The following is a 21,303-nucleotide window of genomic DNA, read 5'->3' as shown; positions in this document are numbered from 1 at the left end:
GGAGGAGGGTGCACCCATGACTACGATTGACGAAACCGCGATGCAGCATGAAATCAGCCGCCGTTCGTTCGTGAAGGGCGCGTCCGCCCTGGCCGCCGGAGGAGCGCTTGCCAGCGCGTTCAGCTTCGACATCGCGCACGCCGAGGGCACGGTGGACCCCGACGCCCCCGTCGAGAAGCGCTACACGTACTGCGACATGTGCAACCAGGTGCCCAAGTGCGGCATGACCGCCTACGTGCAGGACGGCAAGATCGTGCGCGTCGAATCGCGCACGCCCCATCCCACCACGCCGCTGTGCGCGAAGGGCCTCGCCAGCATCCAGGAGCTCTACGACCCCAAGCGCTTGCAAACGCCGCTGCGCCGCACGAACCCCAAAGGCACGGGGCAGTCGCAGTGGGAGCCCATCACCTGGGACGAAGCCTACGACGCAATCGTGAGCGAATTCAACCGCGTCAAAGAGGAGGACGGCCCCGACGCCGTGATGTTCTACTGCGGCGACCCGAAGGAGCCGCGCCCGCCCATCCAGCGCGTGGCCACGCTGTTCGGCAGCTCAACGTACGGCCTCGAAAGCTCGCTGTGCTCGACGGCCACGAACATCACCTCCCAGCTCGTGTACGGCCGCGGGCAGAGCTCGTCCGGATCCGACCCTACTGACGCCACGGGCAGCTGCATGATCTGGAGCCTCAATGCGGCTTGGTCGCAGCCGAACCGTCACGCGAAGTTCATGGATCAGAAGGAGCGCGGCTGCAAGTTCGTCATCGTCGACCCGCGCATCACGCCCACGGTCATGGGCCTCGCCGACGTGCACCTCCAGCTGAGGCCCGGTTCCGACGGCGCGCTCGCCCTCGGATTCATCAACATCCTCATCCGCGACAACCTCGTGGACAAGCAGTTCGTCGACGAATGGACGCACGGCTACGAAGGACTCGCCGACCTGGCCGCCCAGTACCCGCCCGAGAAGGTCGAGGAAATAACGTGGGTGCCAGCGGCCAAGCTGGAAGAGGCCGTGCACCTGCTGGCCGACAACGCGCCCAGCACGCTGGTCACCAGCTCGGCGGGGCTCGCCCACTCCTCCAACGTGGGCCATGCGCTGCGCGCCGTGTTCATGATCCCCGCCCTCATGGGCATGATCGAGAAGAAGGGCGGCGTCATGTTCGCCTCGGGCGGCCTGCCGCTCGACGTGAGCGCCTCCACTGCCAAGTTCCGCGCCGAGGACGTCTACACCGAGCAGAACTTCGCCGATAAGCGCGTGGACAAGGACGACTTCCCCGCCTGGGTGTCGTTCACCAAGCACTTCCAGACGGCGCGGCTGCCCGAGTACATCGATGAGGGGAAGATCAAGGCCGCCATCCTCGTGGCAAGCAACGTGATGATCTGGCCTGAATCGGACCGCTACCAGGAAGCCCTCGGCAAGCTGGAGTTCGTGGCCGCCGTGGACTACTACGAGCGTCCCTGGACCCACGACTACGTGGACATCCTGCTGCCCGCCGCCATGTGCCACGAGCGCATGGCCCCCTTCGCCGCTTACGGCCGCAAGCTGTTCTTCCGCGAACCGTGCGTCGAGCCCGCCGGGCAAGCGCGCGAGGACTGGAAGATCATGCTCGATCTGGGATGCAAGCTGGGCTTCGAGGAGCAGTGCTTCGGCGGCGACGTGGAAGCGGCCCTCGACAACATCCTGCAGACGGCGGGCCTCGACGTCACGCTCGACGACCTGCGCGCGAATCCCGAAGGGTTGGAGATCCCCGGCTCGCCGAACGAGGAGGGCAAGCACGCCGCAGGCAAGCTGCGCAAGGACGGGCAACCCGGCTTCAACACGCCGTCCGGCAAGCTGGAATTCGACTCCGAGATCCTCAAGGGCTTCGGCTACGAGGGGCTTCCCGTGTACGAGGAACCGGTGCATTCGCCCTATACGCCGACCGAAGAAGACAAGCGCTACCCGCTCGTTCTGAACGCCGGCTCGCGCCTGCCCTACTACACGCACTCCAAACTGCGCGAGATCCCCTGGCTCAACCAGTTCATGCCCGAGCCCGTCGTGCGCCTGCATCCTCAGAACGCGCGCGACCGCAACATCGGCGACGGCGACGTGGTGCGGGTGTTCAACTTCCAAAACGAGATCGAGATGAAGGCAGAGGTGACGAACCTCGTGCACGCCGGCATGGTGGACATCTTCCACGGGTGGCACCAGGCGAACGTGAACCTCCTGACCACGCGCGACTTCGACCCGATCACCGGGTTCCCGCCGTTCAGGTGCGGCCTGTGCGAGGTCGAGGCAACCGGCAAGGGACGCCTCGTCAGCCAGTAGCCAATCAACGGAAACCGCCCCGCCCACGTTGCGTATGCCGCGCAGGCGGGGCGTCAAGGAGGGAATCATGAACGATCGGAAGAGAACCAAGGGGCTCATCGCGCTCGGAGTGGCGGCTGTCGTCGTCGTGGCAGCCGGCGCGGGGTTCTGGGTATGGCACGAGCAGCCCAGCTTCTGCAACGCCATCTGCCACACGCCCATGGACCCGTACGTCGAGGACTACTACGCCGACGATGCCACGCTGCTGGCCGCCTCGCATCGCGTGGCGGACGTCAGCTGCCTCGACTGCCACGTGCCCACGCTCAGCGAGCAGCTGGCCGAGGGCGTGACGTGGGTGGCGGGCGGCTACGCGCTGCCGCTCGAGCAGCGGCAGTTCGACAACGCGTTTTGCATGAACGGATCGTGCCACAGCATCGGGCAGGACAGCCTGGCTCAGATCACCGCGCAACGGGAATACAACCCGCACAGCAACTACCACGAGGAACTGGCGTGCGGCACATGCCATAAGTCGCACACCGCGTCGGTCATGCAGTGCGCGCAATGCCACAGCGATGCCGACGTCCCCGCCGGCTGGGTGGTTCGCTAACGGCCGAGAGGCTGGAAAGGAGGTTCCCATGGAAGTGTTGCTGGCGATCGTCATCAGCGTGCTGTTCGCCTGCGCGCTGCGCAAGCAGATCAAGCGCTACGCCGTGTCGTTCTACATCGTAGCCGTTGCCGTCGACGTGCTGTTCCTGTCGGGGGTGCTGTTCGGGGTCTCGCGCGAGTTCGCCGCCGCGGTGTACCCGTACCTCACGCGCTGCCTGCTCGGGTTCGCCCTGTTCGCGCTCGTCATGTACATCGGAGCGCTGCCCGAAGGGTCGAGGGCGCGCCAGATGCTCATGCCCATCCGCGGCGAGCTGTCCATCATCGCCGCCATCCTGACCATCGGGCACGTGGCGAACTACCTGGGCACGTACTTGGCCGACATCCTGTCGGGGTTTGCCGGGATGTCGGCGGGCATGGTCGCGTCGTTCGTCGTGTCGAGCCTGCTCATCGTGTTGCTGGCGGCGCTCACCGTCACGTCGTTCAACGCGGTGAAAACCCGCATGAACTCCGACGCGTGGAAGCGCCTGCAGAAAACCGCTTACGCGTTCTTCGGGCTGACGTACGCGCACCTCGTGCTGGTGCTGGCACCCACCGTCTCGTCGAGCGGGCAGAAAGCGGCGTTTAGCATCGCCGCGTACACGGCGGTCATGCTGGTCTACGTTGCGCTGCGCGCGGCGACGCACCTGCGCGCGAAGCGGGCGCGGCCCGCGACGTCGTAGAGCTTCGAGTGCCCGGCTTCGAGCACGCTTGGAGCCGGGCACGCCGTCGGTTGCGCCGTAGGGCACGGAAATCCGCCCGAAGCAAGCAATTTTTTCGTTTTGCGAACGATTTCGGCCCTTCGGCTCCCGGCCGCGGAAAAGGGGCGAGCATCGCCCCAGGTCAGTTTTGCCCGCCTCAGCCATTTCGGCCTTCAGGGTACGCAAAACGTCATAATTGCTTAGAATTTCGCGATTCCCGTGCAGGGCCGATACCGACCCTCGCGGGCAACCGACTCCCGCAGCAACCGCCCCCGCGCAAAGCGGGCGTGCGCAGCGCCGGGCGTCGCGGCGCTACTTGCTCTCCAGCTGCGGGATGGGCGCGTCGTCGGCCTCGTCGAGATTGCCGTCGTACACGTAATGGCGCGTCTCGCGCGCGATCATGCCGGAGAGCAGCAGCACGACGATGATGTTGGGTATGGCCATGAGCGCGTTGCCGATGTCCGAGATCGTCCACACGATGTCGCCCACACCTATGGCGCCGAGGAACGCCACGGCCACGTAGATCACCTGGTACGGACGGATGGCGTAGCGGCCGAACAGGTACGTGATGCAACGGTTGCCGTAGTACGACCAGCCCAAAATGGTGGTGTACGAGAACGCCACCATGCCGAGCACGAGGATGGGCGTGCCGATGTAGGGGATCTTCGCGAACGCCTCGCTGGCCAGCATCGCGCCGGAGTAGACGGTGGGGTTCGCCATGATGGACGACGCGATGTCGGGGTTCGCCAGCATCGTGGACACGAGCACGATGCCCGTGAGCGCGCAGATGACCACGGTGGACCAGAACGTGCCGGTCATCGCCACGAGCGCCTGCTGCGCCGGATTGCGCGTGGAGGCCGCCGAGGCAACGATGGGAGCCGAGCCCAGGCCCGACTCGTTGGAGAACAGGCCGCGCGCGCAGCCGAACTGCAGCGCCATCATGATGCCCGAGCCCACCGCGCCGCCGAAGGCGGCTTTCGAGGTGAACGCGCATTCCAGGATGAGCCCCAGCGCGTCGCCCACGAGCGTCCAGTTGAACGCGAGGATGACGAAGCAGCCGAGCGCATAGGCCACGGCCATGACGGGGACGAGCTTCTCGCACACCTTCGAGATGGACTGCACGCCGCCGAAGATGACCACGGACACGAGCACCACGATGATCACGCCGACGACCCACGCGGGCACGTCGACGTTCGAGGTGATGATGCCGGACATGGCCGACGCCTGCACGGCCGAGCCGGTTCCGATGGCCGCGATGGCGGCGAACGCGGCGAACGCCACGGCGCCGAGCTTCGCCCACCAGGGAGTGTGCCCTCCGGGGCTCGGATCGCGCTTGCCCTCGGCGTTGCGCCTGAACGCGCGCTCCCAGATGTACATGGCGCCGCCGAGCATGGCGCCGTTGTGGTCGCGCACGCGGTACTTCACGGCCGCGTACACCTCGGCGTACTTCGTGGCGATGCCGAACACGCCGGTGATCCACATCCAGAACACCGCGCCCGGGCCGCCCGCGAGGATTGCCGTGGCCACGCCCACGATAGAGCCGGTGCCGATAGTGGCGGCCAGCGCCGTGGCCAGCGCGCCGAAGTGGCTGATGTCGCCCTTGCCCTCGGGGTCGCTCGTCAGCGACAACTTGATGGCTTGCGGCAGCTTGCGCTGGATGAACCCCGTCTTGAAGGTGAAGAACAGATGCGAGCCCAGCAGAAGCGCGATCATCGCGGGGCCCCATACGAATGCGTCGATGGTGTTGAGTAGTTCGAACATAATTCCGCTATTCTACCCCGTAGTTCGCCCGATCAGGAAAATCAACGCTCCCCGTCCACAAACGGTTACCCCCGGCGCCAGCATTCAAAAGCTGACGAGCATCACTTCGATGCCGCTTTTCTTGAACGCCGGCCGCATGTACTCGGGATCGCGCAGTTCGGGAAGCACCTGCTGCAAGGCGAAGAACACGTCGGCCGAGGGAGAGCGGCTCGCGTCCTCGAGTGTATAGACGGCGCGCTCCGACATCCGCATCCCCGTCTTCTCCTCCACCGCCTCGGCGAGCGCGCTGCCCCGCGTGAACCCGTTCGCCAAGCGCGCCGCCTTCAGCAGCACCCCGTACGCCTTCCAATCGATCACGCCGTCTTCTCGAGCCATCACGTCCGCCTTCCATTATTGCACTATCGTGCAATACAGGGTATCATACATATTGCATTATAGTGCAACAACACCGCTTGCCTTCGAGAAAAGGGCGTGATACTATGAGTTCACTTAAAAATGAACACCAGGGAGAATCCGGAAGGAGGCTCATAAGGCGCCGGTTGGAGAACGGGGTGTTCTATTACGTGCTGTCGGACGGAAGCGGAAAGAATTCGTTTCTGGACGACTGGCTGGACGATCCTCGATCCAAAGAGAAAGCAAAGCGGCTTATTTCGACGGTGCTGAAGATAACGCAAAACGGCCTCGGATGGGCTACGGCAACAAGACAAGTCCGACGCATATCATCGGAACTATACGAAATCAAGAACTTTTTTGGACCCGCTCGGGTCATAGCCCACATTCACGTGGTAGAAACGATCGTGATGCTTCGACCGTTCCAAGGGCATAGCGGAACGGGCAGCATTCCGACCAGCATCATCGCAAGCGCAACCCGGCAGCAGCGTCTCGTTGTCGAGCTGCTGGAACAGGAGAAAAACGATGGCAATTGAAGAACGAGACGACCGCGCCTTCATGCGGGACTTCCACACCCCCGGCACGCGGGCGTACGACCATGCGCTCGACATCAGCGTCATGGTCTACGATCTCATGCAGGAAAAGGGGCTCACCAAAACCGAGCTCGCGCGACGCATGGGCATCTCGAAGTCGCATGTGTCCAACCTGCTGAACATGCAGCCGAACATGACCCTGGAGACCATTGCGAAGTTCGAGCTGGCGCTCGACGCCGTCTTCGAGTTCCGCTTCGTTCCCCGTCCCGCTCCTGAGGCGGCTTCGGAGGACGAGCCCCTCTCCGCGCAGGGCTGACGCCGTGCGCCGCCGCCTACGCGACCCCTACGGATCGCCCGCTGCACGCAGCCGCCCGTCGAAGGGAGCTTCCGGTTCGCCGACGCGGCTGCACGCCGCCGCCCGCCGAGAGGGCTCCGGTTCGCCGACGCGGGCGACGTCTCCCTTTAGCGGTGGTAGATAAGGTGGCAGACGTCGTCGCCGCGAGCGATGGTCTTGGGCAGGTCGAGGTCGCAGCCGTAAGCTTCGCCGATGCCGCGGTCGCCGCACATGGCCCAATCGCAAAGGTTGGATATCTCCTCGTCGGAGCAGCCCTGCTTCTGCCACGCCTTCACGAGCGGGCAGTAGTGAAACTCCAGCTCGAAGCGATCGTCGGAGACGTCCTTGACGTCCATCTCGAACACCATCTGCGCCGGCTTGCCGAACAGGCCCTTCTTGAGGCTCTTCAGGCTGTTCGTGCCGCCTCCCTTCGCAACCAGCTCGGCACCTTGGAACAGCCCGCAGCGCTTCACCGCCGCCGGCGCGAACGCGGCCGGATCGGCGCCCGCGCGCGCCGCCTCGTCGGTAAGCAGGTACAGCCACAGCGCGCGATGCTCCAACAGCTCGCGAATGGCCTTGATGAGCGGGTTCTTGATACGCGGCTCGTTGACGACCTTGCTTGCCATAGCGATCCCCTTCCTGCATGCCTTCTGTCATTATTGCGATTATACGGCAACGGGGCACCGTCGAGCACGCGCATCGACGGCGGCGACCAGCGGCTCGCGAATACGATCCGCCTCGAAGCGCCCGCAACGCAGCACCGCCCAACCCACAAAACCTGCGCATTGTCCGCCGTTCGACAGCCCCATGGTTGCCATGCGGCAACAGGGCGGCTACAATACGGCGCATGGATTCTGTTTCAGGGCGAGGTGCAATTCCTCACTGGCGGTAATCCGGCCGTCGGCTGCAAGCCGGGCGAGCCGGGAGTCCGCGACCCTGCGAGCGTCCCCGATAGGGATCGCGCCTGCAGGCTGATTCCGGTGCGATTCCGGAACCAACGGTATAGTCCGGATGGAAGAGGCAGAGATCCGCGTCGTCCACGCCCCGCGTGCGTCGGCCCGGACCCCAAGAAGCCTGTATGGAAAGAATTCATACGGGCTCGTTTTCTCTTTAGGCCGGGAAACGTGACCCGAACGTCACGGCCTGCAAGAGAAAGGGGTTGCCATGACCGGCAACGCACCGGGCACCAACGCCCAAGATACGTACGAATTCACCAACACCAACAAGTGGGACACCCGCCAACTCGTGACGATGGCCCTCATGTGCGCGATCGGCGTGCTGCTGTCCTTCGTGGAGTTCCCGCTGCTGCCCGGCGTCGCCTGGCTCAAGTACGACGCCTCCGCCATGCCCGCCATGGTGTGCGGCTTCGCCTTCGGACCGGCGGCCGGCCTCGCGGTGGGCATCGTGGGCGCCGTCATCCACGGCATCCTCATGGCCGACTTCTCGGGAGCCGTCATGAACATCCTCGTGGTCACGGGCTTCATCCTGCCCGCGGCGCTCGTGTACCGTCGCTCGCGCACGTTCAAAAGCGGCGTCGTCGGCCTCGTGCTGAGCGCCATCGCCGCCACCGTCATGGCCATCCTGGGCAACCTCGTCATCACGCCGATGTGGCTGGGCGTGCCGCTCGACGCCGTCGTGGCCATGATCCTGCCCATCTTGACGCCGTTCAACCTCATCAAGGCAGGCATCAACGCGGTGCTCACGCTCATCGTGTACAAGAGCATCTCCAATTTGATCACGCCCAAGAAGAAGCAGGTGAAGGGACGCTAGCCGCATGATCGAGTTCAAGGGAACAGGCTTCACGTACGACGGCGAGCGCTTCGTGCTCGACGGCGTGGACGCGCGCATCGCCCCGGGCGAGTTCGTGTGCGTCCTCGGCGGAAACGGCTCGGGCAAGTCGACGCTGGCCAAGCACGTCAATGCGCTGCTCGTGCCCGACGAGGGCAGCGTCACCGTGCTCGACCACGACACGCGCGACGAGCGGTCCACCTACTTCATCCGCAGCCATGCGGGCATGGTGTTCCAGAACCCCGACGACCAGCTGGTGGCCAGCCTCATCGAGAACGACGTGGCGTTCGGCCCCGAGAACCTGGGCGTGCCCACGGCCGACCTGCGCCAGCGCGTGGCCGACGCGCTGGCGGACGTGGGGCTGCAGGGTTTCGACAAGCGGGAGACCGCGGCGCTGTCGGGCGGGCAGAAGCAGCGCGTCGCAATCGCCGGGGTGCTGGCCATGGAGCCCTCGATCCTCATCCTGGACGAGGCCACGGCCATGCTCGACCCGCGCGGCCGCAAGGGCCTCATGCGCGTCTGCCGCGAACTGCACGACCGCGGGATGACCGTCATCATGATCACGCACTTCATGGAGGAGGCCGCGCAGGCCGACCGCGTCATCGTGCTGGAAGAGGGCCGCGTCGCCTGCGACGGCGCGCCGCAGGACGTGCTCGTGCAGGCCGAGCTGCTGGAACGCCTCAACCTGGACCTGCCCTTCGCTGCCGAGCTTTCGCTCGAGCTCGAGCGGCGGGGCGTGCCCGTGGGCATGCACATCGAGACGACCACGTTGAAGGAGGAGCTGTGCCGATTGCTTTCGAAGGCGTAAGCTACTCGTACGCCGACCCCGCTCGCCAAGAGAAGCGAAAGTCGCGCGTGAAGCGCCGCCGCGCGGCGGGCGTGATCGAGGACGCCCCCTCGCTCGAGCACGGCAAACCGGTCTGGGGAGGCGATCCCGACGCCGTCTGGGCGCTGCGAGACATCACGTTCGAGCTGAACGACGGCGAGTTCCTCGGCATCGCCGGGCACACCGGCAGCGGCAAGAGCACCCTCATCCAGCATATGAACGGGCTGGTGAGCCCCACGCGAGGGCGCGTGCTGCTGGACGGACAGGATCTGTCGGACAAGCGCGCGGCGCAGGGCTGCCGCGGCAAGGTGGGGCTCGTGTTCCAGTATCCCGAGTACCAGCTGTTCGCCGCCACCGTGCGCGAGGACGTGGCGTTCGGCCCCCGCAACCTCGGGCTTTCCGCCGACGAGGTGGAGCGGCGCGTGGCGTCCGCGCTCGAAAGCGTGCACCTCGACATCGCCGAGCTGGGCGACAAGAGCCCCTTCGAGCTGTCGGGAGGCCAGCAGCGCCGCGTCGCGTTCGCGGGCGTGCTGGCCATGGAGCCGCGCGTGCTCGTGCTGGACGAGCCGGTGGCCGGCCTCGATCCGGTGGCGCGCGAGGAGTTCCTCGACCTCATCGCCCAGCTGCACGAGCGCGGCCTCACCGTGGTCATGGTGTCGCACAGCATGGACGACCTCGCCCGCCTGTCCGACCGCGTGCTCGTGCTCAACGAGGGCCGGCAGTTCGCGTTCGGCTCGCCGTCCGAGGTGTTCGCGCGCGGAGACGAGCTGCGCGACATCGGCCTGGACGTGCCGGCCCCCCAGAAGCTGGCCGACGAGCTGCGCGAAGCGGGCGTGGAGTTGCCGGCCAAGCTGTACGACCTCGAAGGGCTGGCGGACGAGCTCGCGCGCGGCTATCGCGAAGCCGCAGGAGCCTCGGAGGTCCCGCATGCCTGACATCGCGGTCATCGGACGCTACTGGCCGGGCACGAGCCCGCTGCATCGCATGGACGCGCGCGCGAAGCTGCTGCTGGCGCTCGCGCTCATGGCGGTGGTGTTCGTCGCGCAGTCGTATCTCGGGCTGGCGGTGTGCGCCGCCTTCGTGTTCGGCTTCTTCAAGCTGGCGGGCATCCCGCTCCGCTCGGCATTCAAGTCCATCGCGCCGCTCGCGTTCATCGTGGTGGTCACCGCCCTGCTCAACGTGTTCTTCGTGCAGGGCGGCACCGTGCTGTTCGAGTGGTGGATCATCCGCATCAGCGAGGCGGGCCTGCAGCAGGCGGCCTTCATCGCCTGCCGCCTGCTGCTGTTGCTGCTGGGCATGAGCCTGCTCACCCTCACCACCGCCACGCTCGACATCACCGACGCGTTCGAGTACCTGCTGCACCCCTTCCGCCGCATCGGCGTGCCGGCGCACGAGCTGTCCATGATGATGGGCATCGCCCTGCGCTTCCTGCCCCAGTTCACCTTCGAGCTGCAAACCGTGTACCGCGCGCAGATCAGCCGCGGCGCCACGTTCTCCAAAGGGCGGCTGCGCATGCTCGCCTCGCTCATGGTGCCGCTGTTCACCAGCGCGTTCCGCCACGCGGAAACGCTGTCGTCGGCCATGGAGGCCCGCTGCTACCACGGCGGCGTCGGCCGCACGCGCCTGCACCCCCTGGCGTACACCGCGCTCGATCGCAACGGTGCCCTCACGATCGTCGCCATGCTGGCCTGCGTCATCGCCACCAACTTCATTCCCTGGTAGGGCCATCTCGAAAACGCCCTGCTCCAACCGAAAGGATTGCCCATGAACGGAACGAACACCATCGTCGACTATCTGACGAGCGTCCCGGCCTGGTACCTGGCCACCTGCGAGGGCGACCAGCCGCACGTGCGCCCCTTCAGCTTCGCCGCCGTGCAGGACGGCCGGATCTGGTTCTGCACCGCCACCACGAAGGACGTGTACCGCGAGCTCGAAATCAACCCTAAGTTTGAATTGACCGCCTGGAAACCGGGCAGCGGCTGGGTTATCATGCGGGGTAAGGCGGTTCTCGAGGATCGGGCGAACGACGAGGTGCGCCGCGCGGGGTACGAGCACATGACCGGGCTCGGAGAGAGCTACGAGGGGCCGAACGACGACACGCTCACGTTCTTCACGGTGCGCGATCCCGAAGCGTGGCTGTGCGATATCGACGGCAGCTGGAATCCCGTCGAGCTGTAGAGGCGGGCGCTCACAGACCCTCGAACAGCCGTCCCACGGTGGTATCCAAGCCGCCCGCGATGCGCTCGAGCATGTCGACCGTAGGGTTCGCTTTCCCGCTTTCGATATCGATGAGGTATTTGCGGCTGACGCCTACCATAAGGGCAAAGGAAGCTTGCGAGACGCCGAATTCCGTGCGGAGCCTCGCGATAGTGGTTCCGAGCTGAGTTTTTAGTGAAGTGTTCTCCATGCCGGTTAAAGGCTAGTCCCGGCGGGATGAAAAGTCGTAAACTATAGTTTACAGACCGTCAATAAAACAAGAGGTTTGTACTATGAGTTTATCGAGAGGGTCATTGCTTGAGGGCAAGATTGCCGGAGGTCGCACATGAGCGGAACCGAGTACGAAGAGTTGATGGACACGATCAGACGCGCGGCGGCGCGCATTTTCGAATACGCTGAGACCGAGGAAGAGGTGTGCCGCCTGGAGCAGGCGATCAACCACGAGATCATGTACGTGGCGGCCATCGCGCAATCCGAGCGGGTCAAGCCCCCGACGGGCTGGGACCCGCTCGGCCGCTAGCGCGCGGACGGAGCCTGGGCGATTACGAGGAGAAATCGTACAGGTCCTTCGTAGCGGTGCGGAAGTCCTCGTAGACCTCGGCCGCCACCGCTTCATCGTCGACGAACTCGAAGGCCGCAGGCTGGCCGTCTTCGTCGAGCTCGGTCACCTCAAGCAGCACGACCTCGCCGGACGAGCCCACGGGCTCGTCCTCTGTTATGGGGAAGAAGAACCCGTAGCTGCGGTCGTTGTGCAGGATGAGGCCGAGGAATTCGAGTTCCGTCCGCTCGCCAGCCTCGTCCTCGAACACGAGGGTGATGCCCTCCTCGGTTGGCGGGCAAAAATTCGGGGCGCTTCCTTCGCGCATCGCGGATCTCCTTACCTTCATCATGATCGTTGGCGTTAGGGTACCACAAGCGCCGCCCGGCGCGCGGGCGCGCGGCGGCAACGACAGACAAGCGTTAGACGATGAAGTCGCGTCCGCTTTCAACGAGGTCGATGAGCTCCTGCTGCGTGTGCACGCCGAGCTTCTGGTAGATGCGGCGGATGTGGGTCTTGGCGGTGTTGCGCGTCACGCGGCACTCCTCCTGGATGAACGCGCCGTTGCGTCCGCGCGCCAGCAGCGCGAACACCTCCCCTTCGCGCTCGGTGAGCCCATGGACGGATGCCAGGTGCGCGCAGCGCGTGTCGATGGCCGCCTCGGGTGCGGCGGGCGCCTCCACCTCCTCCACCGGCTTCACGCCGCGGATGGCCGCCGAGAAGCTGAAGTCCTTGAGGCCGATCCACACGTAGCCCACGAACGCGGCCGCCACGAGCGCGAGCAGCAGCAAGCGCACATCGGCGCTCTGCGCGTCGGTCGCAACCGGCATCCCGGCCAGCACCACGCCCAGCGTGGCGCCCAGGTTCGACGCGCAGAAGCCCTGGCCGAGCGCCGTGATGCCGCCCGAAGGATTGCGCGCCGCGATGATGGCGAGCGTCGCCCAGGTGAGCACGCTGAACATCTGGGCCCCCACCGTGAGCGCGCCGAGGGCCGCCGCCCCGAGCAGCGCCGTCTGCGCCGCCGACACGAAGAAGCCGAACACCACGAGCAGCCCCGATACGTGGAACAGCGCGTCCTCGCGCGATGCGCGCTGCGTGCGGGCGCACCAGACGGCCAACGCCAGCAGCGCTGCTCCGCACACAGCGCTTTGCCACCAGTCCGTCGGGCCCGCATCGAACGTGATGGACAGGCCGAACGCCACCTCGAACAGGAAGATGCACACGAACAGGCGGTTGAACGGTCCGGGGAACGAGCCCGGGTTCGTCAGCGCCAGCTCGCTGGGCACCACCCCGTCCGGCAGCGCGTCGCGCAGCCGCGCCACCGACCCGGCCACCGAGACGAGGGCCGCCGCCGGCAAAAGCGCGTAGACGACCGACGCGATCGGGGCGAAGGAGGCCAGCAACGGGTCGAGCGCGAGGTAGACGGCGTAGGAGAGGCACACGCCTCCGGCCATGGTGACGAGCACCCCGCGCGGGCGCAGGCGCGTGAGCGACAGCCCCGCCACGATGACGGCCCACGTGCGCCCGCACGACAGCAGCGCGGCCCCTGCGAGCGCGAGCCCGCCCGCGTAGCCGCTTTGAGAGCCCGCCACCCACAGCGCGCAGCCCGCGACGAGAGCCGCCAGCGCGCCTGCGGTCGCAGGCCTCACCGGCAGCGGCGCGCTCAGGCGACGGGCCGCGAGCGCCCACAGGCCGAACGCCGCGCCGTACAGAAGGCCGCACAGCGCGAGCCCCCATGGCACGGCGTCGCCGAAGGGCGGGTAGACGTAGCCGTTCTGCACGAACGTGGACAGCGACAGGGCGCAGACGGCCACGAGGCTGCGCGCGTCGATCAGCTTCTCGTGCGTCGCGGCGGGATCGAACGGCTCGGCGCCCGCTTCCCGCCCTTCGGCGGCCTGTTCCGCATGGTGCATTTCATCCCCGTTTCACTACCGTTCACCGTAGAAAATATACCGTTCGCCCTCGCGTAACGCCAGCAGGGTGACGATCACCCCCGCCTCGCCTCCGTATTGTACCGCTCGTAAGGCGCCCCCGAAGCGGGCGCAGGCGCACCGGTCGGGATTCTCCTTTTCGTACGCCCAAGGGAATTCCGATCGACCAAGCGAAGGAGGCATCCTGCATGACCACCATCCTGGAAGAAGCGAGAGCGCTGGAGGACGACATCGTCGCCGACCGACGCTGGCTGCACGAGCATCCCGAGATCGGGTTCGACCTCCCTCAAACGACGGCCTACGTGGCCGAGCGTCTGCGGGAAATCGGTCTCGAACCGGAAGAGATCGTGCCGGGCGGCCTCGTGGCCACCATCGGCGACCCGTCGGCAGGCCGCTGCTTCATGCTGCGCGCCGACATGGACGCGCTGCCTTTGCGCGAGGAGACGGGGCTGCCCTTCGCCTCCCAGACCGACTACATGCATGCCTGCGGGCACGACACGCATACCGCCATGCTGCTGGGCGCCGCCCGCATCCTGAAAGGCCGCGAGGCCGAGCTGCCCGGCTGCGTGAAGCTCATGTTCCAGCCCGATGAGGAGGGCTGCGCGCCCGACGAGATCTGCGGCAACGAGGCCATGATCAACGCGGGCGTGCTGGAGAACCCGCACGTCGACGCCGCCACGGCCATCCACCTCATGCCGTTCGACTACCGCCTGGGCGAGATCGCCACGCGACCGGGCACCGGCTTCTCGTCCATCGACGACATCGACATCGTCGTGCACGGCAAAGGCGGACACGGCTCGCGCCCGCACCAGCTGGTGGACCCGTTCAACATCGCCTGCCACATCTTCTTCGGCGCGCAGAACCTCATCGCGCGCGAGCTCGACCCGAACGACCAGGCGGTCATCACGTTCGGCGCCGTCAACGGCGGCACGGCGGCCAACATCGTCCCCGACGATGTGCACCTGCTGGGCACCCTGCGCACCATCGACGAAGGCACCCGCGCGCACCTGAAACAGCGCATGGAGGAGATGTGCCGCGGCATCGCGGAAGGCTTCGGCGGGAGCGTCGACGTGCGGTTCCTCCGCGGCGTGCCGAGCGTGCACAACGACCCTGCGCTCACGAGCGAGCTGATCGGCTACGTGGAGGATCTCACCGGCCGCCCCGTCACCATCCTCGACAAGCCCATCTCGGGCTCCGACGACATGAGCGTCATCTCGCAGGTCGTGCCCACCACCTACTTCGTCATGGGAACCGGCTCAGAGGACGAAGGGGTGCGCTACCCCGTGCACAACTCCCGCGTGGTGTTCGACGAGAGCGTGTTCGTCGAAGGCGCGGCGATGACCGCAACGATGGCCTTGCGCTGGCTGGAAGCCCGCGCGCGCGACGACAAGGAGAACGAGCGATGAGCGAGAACGAGAAGCTGGCGACGGAAGCCGCCGAAACCGCGACCGCCGACAGGGCCGGGGCGCCCGAGCCCGGCGGCAAGAAGCGCCGCAAGAAGAAGAAAGGCGCGCCGGACTCCTTCATCATCCTCGTGGCGTGCCTCATCGGCGTGGCGCTCGTCACCGTGGTCATGTCGCTGTTCACGAGCGAGGTCACGGGAGCGTCGTTCGCCGACGTCCTGACCTCCCCGGTGCTCGGCTTCTCGAGCGCCATGCAGGTGTGCGTGTTCGTGCTCGTGCTGGGCGGCTTCTTGGCCATGGTGAACAAGACCGGGGCGCTCGACACCGGCGTCGCCACGCTCGTGCGCGCGCTCAAGGGCCACGAGCTGGTGCTCATCCCCATCCTCATGCTGCTGTTCGGCATCTGCGGCTCCACGTACGGCATGATGGAGGAGACGGTACCGTTCTACATCCTGCTGGCCGCCACCATGTACGCCGCGGGCTTCGACACGCTCACCGGCGCGCTCGTCGTGCTGCTGGGCGCGGGCGCGGGCTGCATCGGCTCCACGGTGAACCCGTTCTCCGTCGGCGTGGCCACCGCCGCCCTCACCGACATGGGCATCGCCGTCGACCAGGGCGTCATCATCGGCTTCGGCCTCGTGCTGTTCGTCATCGCCGAGGCCATCTCCATCTTCTTCGTCATGCGATACGCCAAGAAGGTCAAGGCCGACAAGGGCTCCACGTTCCTGTCGCTGCAGGAGCAGGAGGAGTCCGAGAAGGAGTACGGCCAGATGGAGGAGGATGCGGAGAACCCGGCGTTCTCGGCCGTCCTCTCCGGCAAGCAGAAGGTCGTGCTCGTGCTGTTCGCGCTCACGTTCGTCGTCATGATCGTCGGCTTCGTGCCGTGGCAGAACTTCGGCATCGACTTCTTCATGGCCGGCGGATCGGTCGACGACCCGGCGGGCGCCTGGAGCGCGTTTCTGACCGGCGTGCCGCTGGGCATGTGGTACTTCAACGAGGCCACGGCGTGGTTTTTGCTCATGGCCATCGTCATCGGCATCTTCGCGCGCTTCGCGGGCAAAGACATCGTGAAGACGTTCCTCGGCGGCTGCGCCGAGATGGTGAGCGTCGCGCTCGTCATCGCGCTGGCGCGCTCCGTCGCCGTCATCATGGGCGAGACGCAGCTCGACACGTTCATCCTCACGAACGCCGCGAACGCGCTGTCGGGCGTGCCCGCCTTCATCTTCGCGCCCGCCACGTTCCTGTTCTACTTCGTGCTGTCGTTCGCCATCCCCTCGAGCTCCGGCATGGCCACGCTGGCGATGCCCATCATGGGCCCGCTGACCAGCGGTTTGGGCTTCTCGGCCGAGGTCATGGTCATGATCTACGTGGCCGCCCACGGCCTGGTGGCCATCATCACGCCGCTGAACGGCGCCGTGCTGGCCGGCCTCGCGCTGGCGAAGGTGCAGTACGCAACGATGCTCAAGTGGGTGATGAAGGTGATCGTGGTCACCGGCATCGTGCTCGTGGTGGTGCTGACCGCAGCCATGCTCATCATGTAGCCCGCCGGGAGGGCGATGCCAGCGGTTTCGCCCTCCCGCCAGCGCCGCCGCGTCCTCCTTCGCACGGCGCCGACCCGTCCTTGCGAGAACGCGAGCCCCGACTTGGGCTCGCGTTCTCTTGCGTTTGGGAAAGGAGGACTCGTGCGATCGCCCACCCGCCCGCAAGCTCCTCCGACGCACCATGTTCACCGCCGCACTGCTGTAGAGCTTGCTCTCGCAAGCACCCGCGCGCGAGCCCTTCCCTATTCCCCCGCAGACGCGGCAGAGGTGGACAAAAAGCGGAGTTTTCTCTATCCTCATTTGAAACTAACCGAATGCACAAGCCATCTACCAGGCACGATGCAACTGCCCGTTTTTCCACCCATCGAAATGCCCGCAAAATCTAGCGAATACTCGCGTTTTTGTCCATGACCTGTTCGATCATAGTACAATGGAGTCCTTTCAGCGGGCGCTTACCCGGCTGCAGATTCGGGGGAAGGGGCCTTTCGATGACGTTGTTCCTTTCGCACACCACGGCGGCGGAATGTTGGCGCTCGGGAAGGTTCGATGCGGCGCTCGCTGGGCCCTCGATCGCCAAGCGGCATCGTCCTGCCGGCGCGCTTGACGTCGAGCGTGTTGCCAGCATGCTCGCGATGGATCGCCTGGGCGTCGTCTACGGCGAAGCGCTGGCCTTCGGCAGTGCCGAAGCGCGCGGATGCGAGCGGTTCAAGCCGCGAGCGTGCGAAATCCGAGCGCTTCGAGAAGAGCGGCTCGCGTTCGCCTCCGATCCGCTGCACGCGATCGTGCCCGACAAGCGCTCGGCCAACGCCCTCAAGCATCTCGCATGCCACGTGAACGCGAATGCGCTGCCAAGCGGCTCCTTTGTGCGCGTCGACGACGGCTTGCTTCTGTGCTCGCCCGAATTGTGCTTCCTGCACATGGCAACCCGCCTCCCCTTTCCCCACCTCGTGAAGCTGGGATTCGAGCTATGCGCCCTGTACACGCTGCAACCGGACGGCACGGCGAGCTACGGACGGCCCCTTCCCCCGACCACCGCTCGGGCCATCGATGCCTACCTGCGCACCTGCACGGGAATGCGCGGAGTCGCAACCGCCCGCCAAGCGTTGCGCTACGTCGGCAACGCGTCCGGCTCCCCCATGGAGACGGCGCTCGCCATCGTCCTGTGCCTCCCCCTCCGCCTGGGCGGTTACGGGCTTCCGCTTCCGTACCTGAATTTCCGCATCGATGCCCCGCGGCACGAGCGGGCCGCCGACGGGAAAAGCTACTACCTCTGCGACCTCTATTGGCCCCAGGCGAAGATCGCCGTCGAATACGACAGCGATCTGGAGCACACGGGCCCCGAGCGCATCGCCGAAGACGCGCAGCGGCGAAACGAGGTGACCGGCCTCGGCATAACCACGATCACGGCCACGCGCGAGCAGGTCATGAACCCGGGAAAGCTCGACCGGATAGCCCGCCAGCTCAGACGGGCGCTGCACGTGCGCGCGAGGAGCGAGCGCGAGCCGAATCCCGGCGTGCGAGAACGCCTGCTCCGCTCGCTGGTCACCGCGAAGGACCTGGAGGCGAGCTGGTCGAAACCGCGCAAGCTGGCGGCCTCGGCCGAAGGACGCTGAAAACGCCGTGCGACGCGCGCGGACGCTCGAGGCCTTCCAGCCGGCCGGGCTCGATAGCCGACATGCAGGTGCTCGACAAGGACGGGGCGCCCATCGAGGGCCTGTACTCTATCGGCAACTGCGTCGGCAACTTCTTCGGCAGCCCCGACTACCCCATGACGGTGCCCGGCCTCTCCCTCGGCCGCTGCCACACGCAGGGCTACGTGGTGGGACGCGCTGTCGCCGGCAAGTAGCCCCGCACCGCCCATCCTCGCGCGCCGCCTCCCCCTCCCGGCGGCGCGCGAAAGCAACGGCCCCCGGCGTGTTCGTCGGGGGCCGTTCTTCGCATCGGGCGCCTGGGGAGGGAGGCGGCGCCCGCTCAGCGAGGAGATGTTACTTCGTCAGGCTGTGGAGCGGGCCGGAGCCGCGCTCGGCGCTCTGCCAGCCCTCGGGCAGCGGCGCGTCGTGGCACTCGTTGCAGGAGAGGGTCGACGTGCCGTCAACCGAGTGGCAGGAGGTGCAGTCGCCGGCCTCGAGATGCGCCTTGTGGGGATTGAATCCCTCGATGCCGCCGAAGTCCTCGTTCGCCGCGTTGATGGTGGTACGGTCGTGGCAGCTCAGGCACAGCTTGTTGGGATACTCGTCCGCATCGTCGAGCTGTCCGGCGATATGAACGGCCTTGAGCGAGCCAACCGGATACGATGCCGCATCGGCGCCGCCGTTGCCCGCATCGCCCGAGGGCTGCGAGGGCGCGCATCCCCCCAACGTCGCCGCCAACGCGACCGTCGCCAGCACCGTGCACACCGCCATCGACAGGTTCTTCCTCTTCACGTCAGGCACCTCGGCTTTCCTAGATGTTCGCATGGATGTAGTCCAACCCGAGGATGTCCTTGACGGCCAGCCAGGCGAAGCACTGGCCGTGGCCGATGCCGGAGCCCATGACGTTGGGCGGGTACACGTTGCCGTAAAACGAGCCGGCCGTGTTGCCCGCGGCGTACAGGCCGGGTATGGGCCGCCCTTCCTTGTCGAGAACGCGGCAGCGCTCATCGTTCTTCAGACCGCCGCGCGTCGAAGTCATCGACGAGCAGTGCTTGGAGGCGTAGAACGGCGGCGTGTCGATGGCGTTCATCCACAGCGGGTCCTTGTAGAAGTCGAGATCCTCGCCGGCCTCGCACAGCTCGTTGTAGCGTTCGAACGTGGCCATGAAGATGTCCTTGTCGAAACCGCAGTGCTCGCACAGCTCCTCGATGGTGTCGAACTTGAACGTGATGCCGTTCTCCACGTTCTTGTCCACCTCTTCCTGGGTGTTGGACGCCGTGTAATCCTCCACCATGTAGCCGCCCTCGGGGAACTTCTCCTTCCAGGCGCTGTCCCAGATGCTCCAAGCGCAGCCGTCGGGCGTGCAGGTGAGCTTCGGGATGGAAGGCGACTGGAACGGCAGGTTCTCGGCCATGAGGCGACGGCCCGCGCCGTCCACCATGAGCACCGGCAGGTTGGCGACGCCGGCGTAGAAGTGCGTGCCGTCGAACGTGGTGGGCAGCGTGCCGTCCATCATGACGGCCGCGAACGGCCACAGATCGCCGCAAGCGAACTCGTCCATATCGGCGCCGATCCAGATGCCCATCTTCTGCCCATCGCCCGTGTCGTTGGTGTTGATGTTGTAGCGGACGATCTTGCTCAGCGACACGTTGTAATGCGCCATCATCTCGCGATCGGCAGCCATGTCGCCCGTGGTCAGCAGCACGCCCTTCGAGGCGTTGTACTTCACGTACTCGCCGGACTCGTTCTTGGCGATGACGCCCGTGCACCGTCCGCCGTCGTCGCGCACGAGCTGCACGGCGGGGGAATTGTAGTGGAACGTGGCGCCCTTCTCGGTTGCATAGGCTTCCATGACGCCCGTCCAGTCGACGGGGTCGCCCGTGGCGAAGAAGCCGCCGTCCTCCTGCGCGAAGAAGATCATCTGGGCGAACGCCTGCCACAGCGGGCTCGCGCCCGGCATGTCCACGCCGTCGTTCGTGATCTTGTAGTCGAGCGATGCGGCAGGAATGAGCTGGTAGCCCTTGTCGTTGAATATCTTCTCGAGCCAGTTGACGTAGGGGCCGGAGTTGTCGAACCACAGACCGTACGACGACATCCTGCCCTGCACGCCGTTGGTGATGGCCCAGGTCGACGTGATGAACTCCTTGCGGTCGGTGGTCAGCCCCAGCTTGGTCTGCACGTCGGAGTTGAAGCCGGCGGTGCACAGGCGGAACAGGCCGTACGTGCTGCCCTTCTCGACGACGTGCACGTTCGCGCCGTTCTCGGCCGCCAGCATGGCCGCGGGCAAGCCGCAGATGCCCGCGCCGCAGATGACGATGTCACATTCGACGGTTTCGACGATCTCGCTGTCCGGAATGGGATCCGGCGGCGTGAGGAACGCGGGCTGGCTGGTTGCTGCGGACGTCGGCGCCCCGGAATCGGGCGTCGGCTTCGCCTCTTCGGCAGGCACCTTGGTCTCGCCTTCCGAAGCGCCGCTGCAGCCGGCAAGCCCGAGCGCTGCGCCCGCGCCCACCATCGCCGCTCCGGTCAGGAATCCTCGACGTGATATTCCCTGGTCGTGCAGGTTTGCATGGTCGTGCATGATGTCCCCTTTCCTCGCTTGCGCTCCTTGGGGCCGCCCTGCCTCTTGCAGCGCTCGGCCCGATGACGATGCTATGCGTCGGACTCCGGGTTAGGGAATCGGTAATCCTGCGGCGAGCGGGGCATTTCGCTGACCGCGGCCGCTAACCCTCGTTAACCCCCGCACGGGTTAACGCTTTATCCCTAGCTGAATCGCGCACGATGGG

The 21,303-nt window shown here is 66.1% G+C and carries 23 protein-coding genes and 1 riboswitch; of the genes, 15 read left to right on the top strand and 8 right to left on the bottom strand.

The genetic code is table 11. From position 1 onward, the window contains the following. The first annotated feature begins 16 nt into the window (after positions 1–16). The 3 genes from C1A15_RS06795 to C1A15_RS06785 all read left to right on the top strand — a co-directional run bounded on the left by C1A15_RS06795 (position 17) and on the right by C1A15_RS06785 (position 3,606). On the top strand, positions 17–2,302 hold the full coding sequence (locus C1A15_RS06795; protein WP_101721850.1) for a molybdopterin-containing oxidoreductase family protein: 2,286 nt from the start codon (positions 17–19) through the stop codon (positions 2,300–2,302). A 67-nt stretch (positions 2,303–2,369) separates the two neighbouring features. After that, on the top strand, positions 2,370–2,888 hold the full coding sequence (locus tag C1A15_RS06790; protein WP_101721849.1) for a cytochrome c3 family protein: 519 nt from the start codon (positions 2,370–2,372) through the stop codon (positions 2,886–2,888). Positions 2,889–2,916: 28 nt separating this feature from the next. After that, positions 2,917–3,606: a hypothetical protein gene (locus C1A15_RS06785; protein WP_101721848.1), complete on the top strand. Its 690-nt coding sequence runs from the start codon at positions 2,917–2,919 to the stop codon at positions 3,604–3,606. A 330-nt stretch (positions 3,607–3,936) separates the two neighbouring features. On the opposite strand, the gene C1A15_RS06780 is transcribed toward C1A15_RS06785, so the two are convergent. Together C1A15_RS06780 and C1A15_RS06775 are read right to left on the bottom strand one after the other, a co-directional pair. After that, positions 3,937–5,385, bottom strand: a complete 1,449-nt coding sequence (locus C1A15_RS06780; protein WP_101721847.1) for an alanine/glycine:cation symporter family protein — start codon at positions 5,383–5,385, stop codon at positions 3,937–3,939. An 84-nt stretch (positions 5,386–5,469) separates the two neighbouring features. Further along, a complete protein-coding gene (locus tag C1A15_RS06775; RefSeq protein WP_101721846.1) occupies positions 5,470–5,760 on the bottom strand; it encodes a hypothetical protein in 291 nt (96 codons plus the stop codon). A 104-nt stretch (positions 5,761–5,864) separates the two neighbouring features. Here C1A15_RS06775 and C1A15_RS06770 point away from each other — a divergent pair, with 104 nt between their 5' ends. Both C1A15_RS06770 and C1A15_RS06765 read left to right on the top strand, forming a co-directional pair. Continuing rightward, the gene (locus C1A15_RS06770; protein WP_146001818.1) at positions 5,865–6,311 is read left to right on the top strand and encodes a hypothetical protein; all 447 of its coding nucleotides are present in this window, start codon (positions 5,865–5,867) and stop codon (positions 6,309–6,311) included. Continuing rightward, the gene (locus C1A15_RS06765) at positions 6,301–6,624 is read left to right on the top strand and encodes a helix-turn-helix transcriptional regulator (protein ID WP_101721844.1); all 324 of its coding nucleotides are present in this window, start codon (positions 6,301–6,303) and stop codon (positions 6,622–6,624) included. The genes C1A15_RS06770 and C1A15_RS06765 overlap by 11 nt, the downstream gene beginning before the upstream one ends. A gap of 146 nt (positions 6,625–6,770) precedes the next feature. On the opposite strand, the gene C1A15_RS06760 is transcribed toward C1A15_RS06765, so the two are convergent. Continuing rightward, on the bottom strand, positions 6,771–7,268 hold the full coding sequence (locus tag C1A15_RS06760) for an L-2-amino-thiazoline-4-carboxylic acid hydrolase (RefSeq protein WP_101721843.1): 498 nt from the start codon (positions 7,266–7,268) through the stop codon (positions 6,771–6,773). 225 nt (positions 7,269–7,493) lie between these two features. Next, positions 7,494–7,669: riboswitch (FMN riboswitch) on the top strand. Positions 7,670–7,806: 137 nt separating this feature from the next. Between C1A15_RS06760 and C1A15_RS06755 the strand changes: the two genes are divergently transcribed. Genes C1A15_RS06755 through C1A15_RS06735 form a run of 5 tightly spaced genes read left to right on the top strand, consistent with a single transcriptional unit; the run spans position 7,807 to position 11,434 of the window. Continuing rightward, positions 7,807–8,412: an ECF transporter S component gene (locus C1A15_RS06755; RefSeq protein WP_101721842.1), complete on the top strand. Its 606-nt coding sequence runs from the start codon at positions 7,807–7,809 to the stop codon at positions 8,410–8,412. A 4-nt stretch (positions 8,413–8,416) separates the two neighbouring features. Continuing rightward, positions 8,417–9,238, top strand: coding sequence for an energy-coupling factor transporter ATPase (locus tag C1A15_RS06750; RefSeq protein WP_101721841.1), 822 nt, complete (start codon positions 8,417–8,419; stop codon positions 9,236–9,238). Continuing rightward, positions 9,214–10,191 (top strand): energy-coupling factor transporter ATPase, encoded by a 978-nt coding sequence (locus tag C1A15_RS06745; protein ID WP_101721840.1) that lies wholly within the window; start codon positions 9,214–9,216, stop codon positions 10,189–10,191. The genes C1A15_RS06750 and C1A15_RS06745 overlap by 25 nt, the downstream gene beginning before the upstream one ends. After that, the gene (locus C1A15_RS06740; protein WP_101721839.1) at positions 10,184–10,978 is read left to right on the top strand and encodes an energy-coupling factor transporter transmembrane component T family protein; all 795 of its coding nucleotides are present in this window, start codon (positions 10,184–10,186) and stop codon (positions 10,976–10,978) included. The genes C1A15_RS06745 and C1A15_RS06740 overlap by 8 nt, the downstream gene beginning before the upstream one ends. A gap of 42 nt (positions 10,979–11,020) precedes the next feature. Then, positions 11,021–11,434, top strand: coding sequence for a pyridoxamine 5'-phosphate oxidase family protein (locus C1A15_RS06735; RefSeq protein ID WP_101721838.1), 414 nt, complete (start codon positions 11,021–11,023; stop codon positions 11,432–11,434). Between the two features lie 10 nt (positions 11,435–11,444). Here the strand turns inward: C1A15_RS06735 and C1A15_RS06730 are convergent, their stop codons facing one another. Further along, complete coding sequence (locus C1A15_RS06730; protein ID WP_101721837.1) at positions 11,445–11,663, bottom strand: helix-turn-helix domain-containing protein; 219 nt, start codon at positions 11,661–11,663, stop codon at positions 11,445–11,447. A 135-nt stretch (positions 11,664–11,798) separates the two neighbouring features. Between C1A15_RS06730 and C1A15_RS06725 the strand changes: the two genes are divergently transcribed. Further along, positions 11,799–11,993 carry a hypothetical protein gene (locus C1A15_RS06725; RefSeq protein WP_101721836.1) on the top strand — a complete coding sequence of 65 codons (195 nt, stop codon included), beginning with the start codon at positions 11,799–11,801 and terminating at the stop codon, positions 11,991–11,993. Between the two features lie 22 nt (positions 11,994–12,015). On the opposite strand, the gene C1A15_RS06720 is transcribed toward C1A15_RS06725, so the two are convergent. Further along, complete coding sequence (locus C1A15_RS06720) at positions 12,016–12,339, bottom strand: DUF1292 domain-containing protein (protein ID WP_101721835.1); 324 nt, start codon at positions 12,337–12,339, stop codon at positions 12,016–12,018. 94 nt (positions 12,340–12,433) lie between these two features. Beyond that, positions 12,434–13,924, bottom strand: a complete 1,491-nt coding sequence (locus tag C1A15_RS06715; RefSeq protein WP_101721834.1) for a response regulator transcription factor — start codon at positions 13,922–13,924, stop codon at positions 12,434–12,436. Between the two features lie 206 nt (positions 13,925–14,130). Here C1A15_RS06715 and C1A15_RS06710 point away from each other — a divergent pair, with 206 nt between their 5' ends. The 4 genes from C1A15_RS06710 (at position 14,131) to C1A15_RS06695 (ending at position 18,732) form a co-directional block, all read left to right on the top strand. Beyond that, positions 14,131–15,348, top strand: coding sequence for a M20 metallopeptidase family protein (locus C1A15_RS06710; RefSeq protein WP_101721833.1), 1,218 nt, complete (start codon positions 14,131–14,133; stop codon positions 15,346–15,348). After that, a complete protein-coding gene (locus tag C1A15_RS06705; protein ID WP_101721832.1) occupies positions 15,345–16,886 on the top strand; it encodes a YfcC family protein in 1,542 nt (513 codons plus the stop codon). Before C1A15_RS06710 ends, C1A15_RS06705 begins: the two co-directional genes overlap by 4 nt. A 488-nt stretch (positions 16,887–17,374) precedes the next feature. Then, complete coding sequence (locus tag C1A15_RS06700; protein ID WP_101721831.1) at positions 17,375–18,499, top strand: PDDEXK family nuclease; 1,125 nt, start codon at positions 17,375–17,377, stop codon at positions 18,497–18,499. Between the two features lie 62 nt (positions 18,500–18,561). After that, positions 18,562–18,732 carry a hypothetical protein gene (locus tag C1A15_RS06695; RefSeq protein ID WP_245864955.1) on the top strand — a complete coding sequence of 57 codons (171 nt, stop codon included), beginning with the start codon at positions 18,562–18,564 and terminating at the stop codon, positions 18,730–18,732. 139 nt (positions 18,733–18,871) lie between these two features. Here the strand turns inward: C1A15_RS06695 and C1A15_RS06690 are convergent, their stop codons facing one another. After that, positions 18,872–19,309 (bottom strand): cytochrome c3 family protein, encoded by a 438-nt coding sequence (locus C1A15_RS06690; RefSeq protein ID WP_245864954.1) that lies wholly within the window; start codon positions 19,307–19,309, stop codon positions 18,872–18,874. Positions 19,310–19,328: 19 nt separating this feature from the next. Next, a complete protein-coding gene (locus tag C1A15_RS06685) occupies positions 19,329–21,098 on the bottom strand; it encodes an FAD-dependent oxidoreductase (RefSeq protein WP_101721829.1) in 1,770 nt (589 codons plus the stop codon). Between the last annotated feature and the right edge of the window lie 205 nt (positions 21,099–21,303).

It is taken from the genome of Eggerthella timonensis (genome assembly GCF_900184265.1).
GTDB classification, from domain to species: Bacteria; Actinomycetota; Coriobacteriia; order Coriobacteriales; family Eggerthellaceae; genus Eggerthella; species Eggerthella timonensis.
Note: the sequence above shows the minus strand (reverse complement) of the source record. Positions and strands in the feature narration are given on the sequence as shown.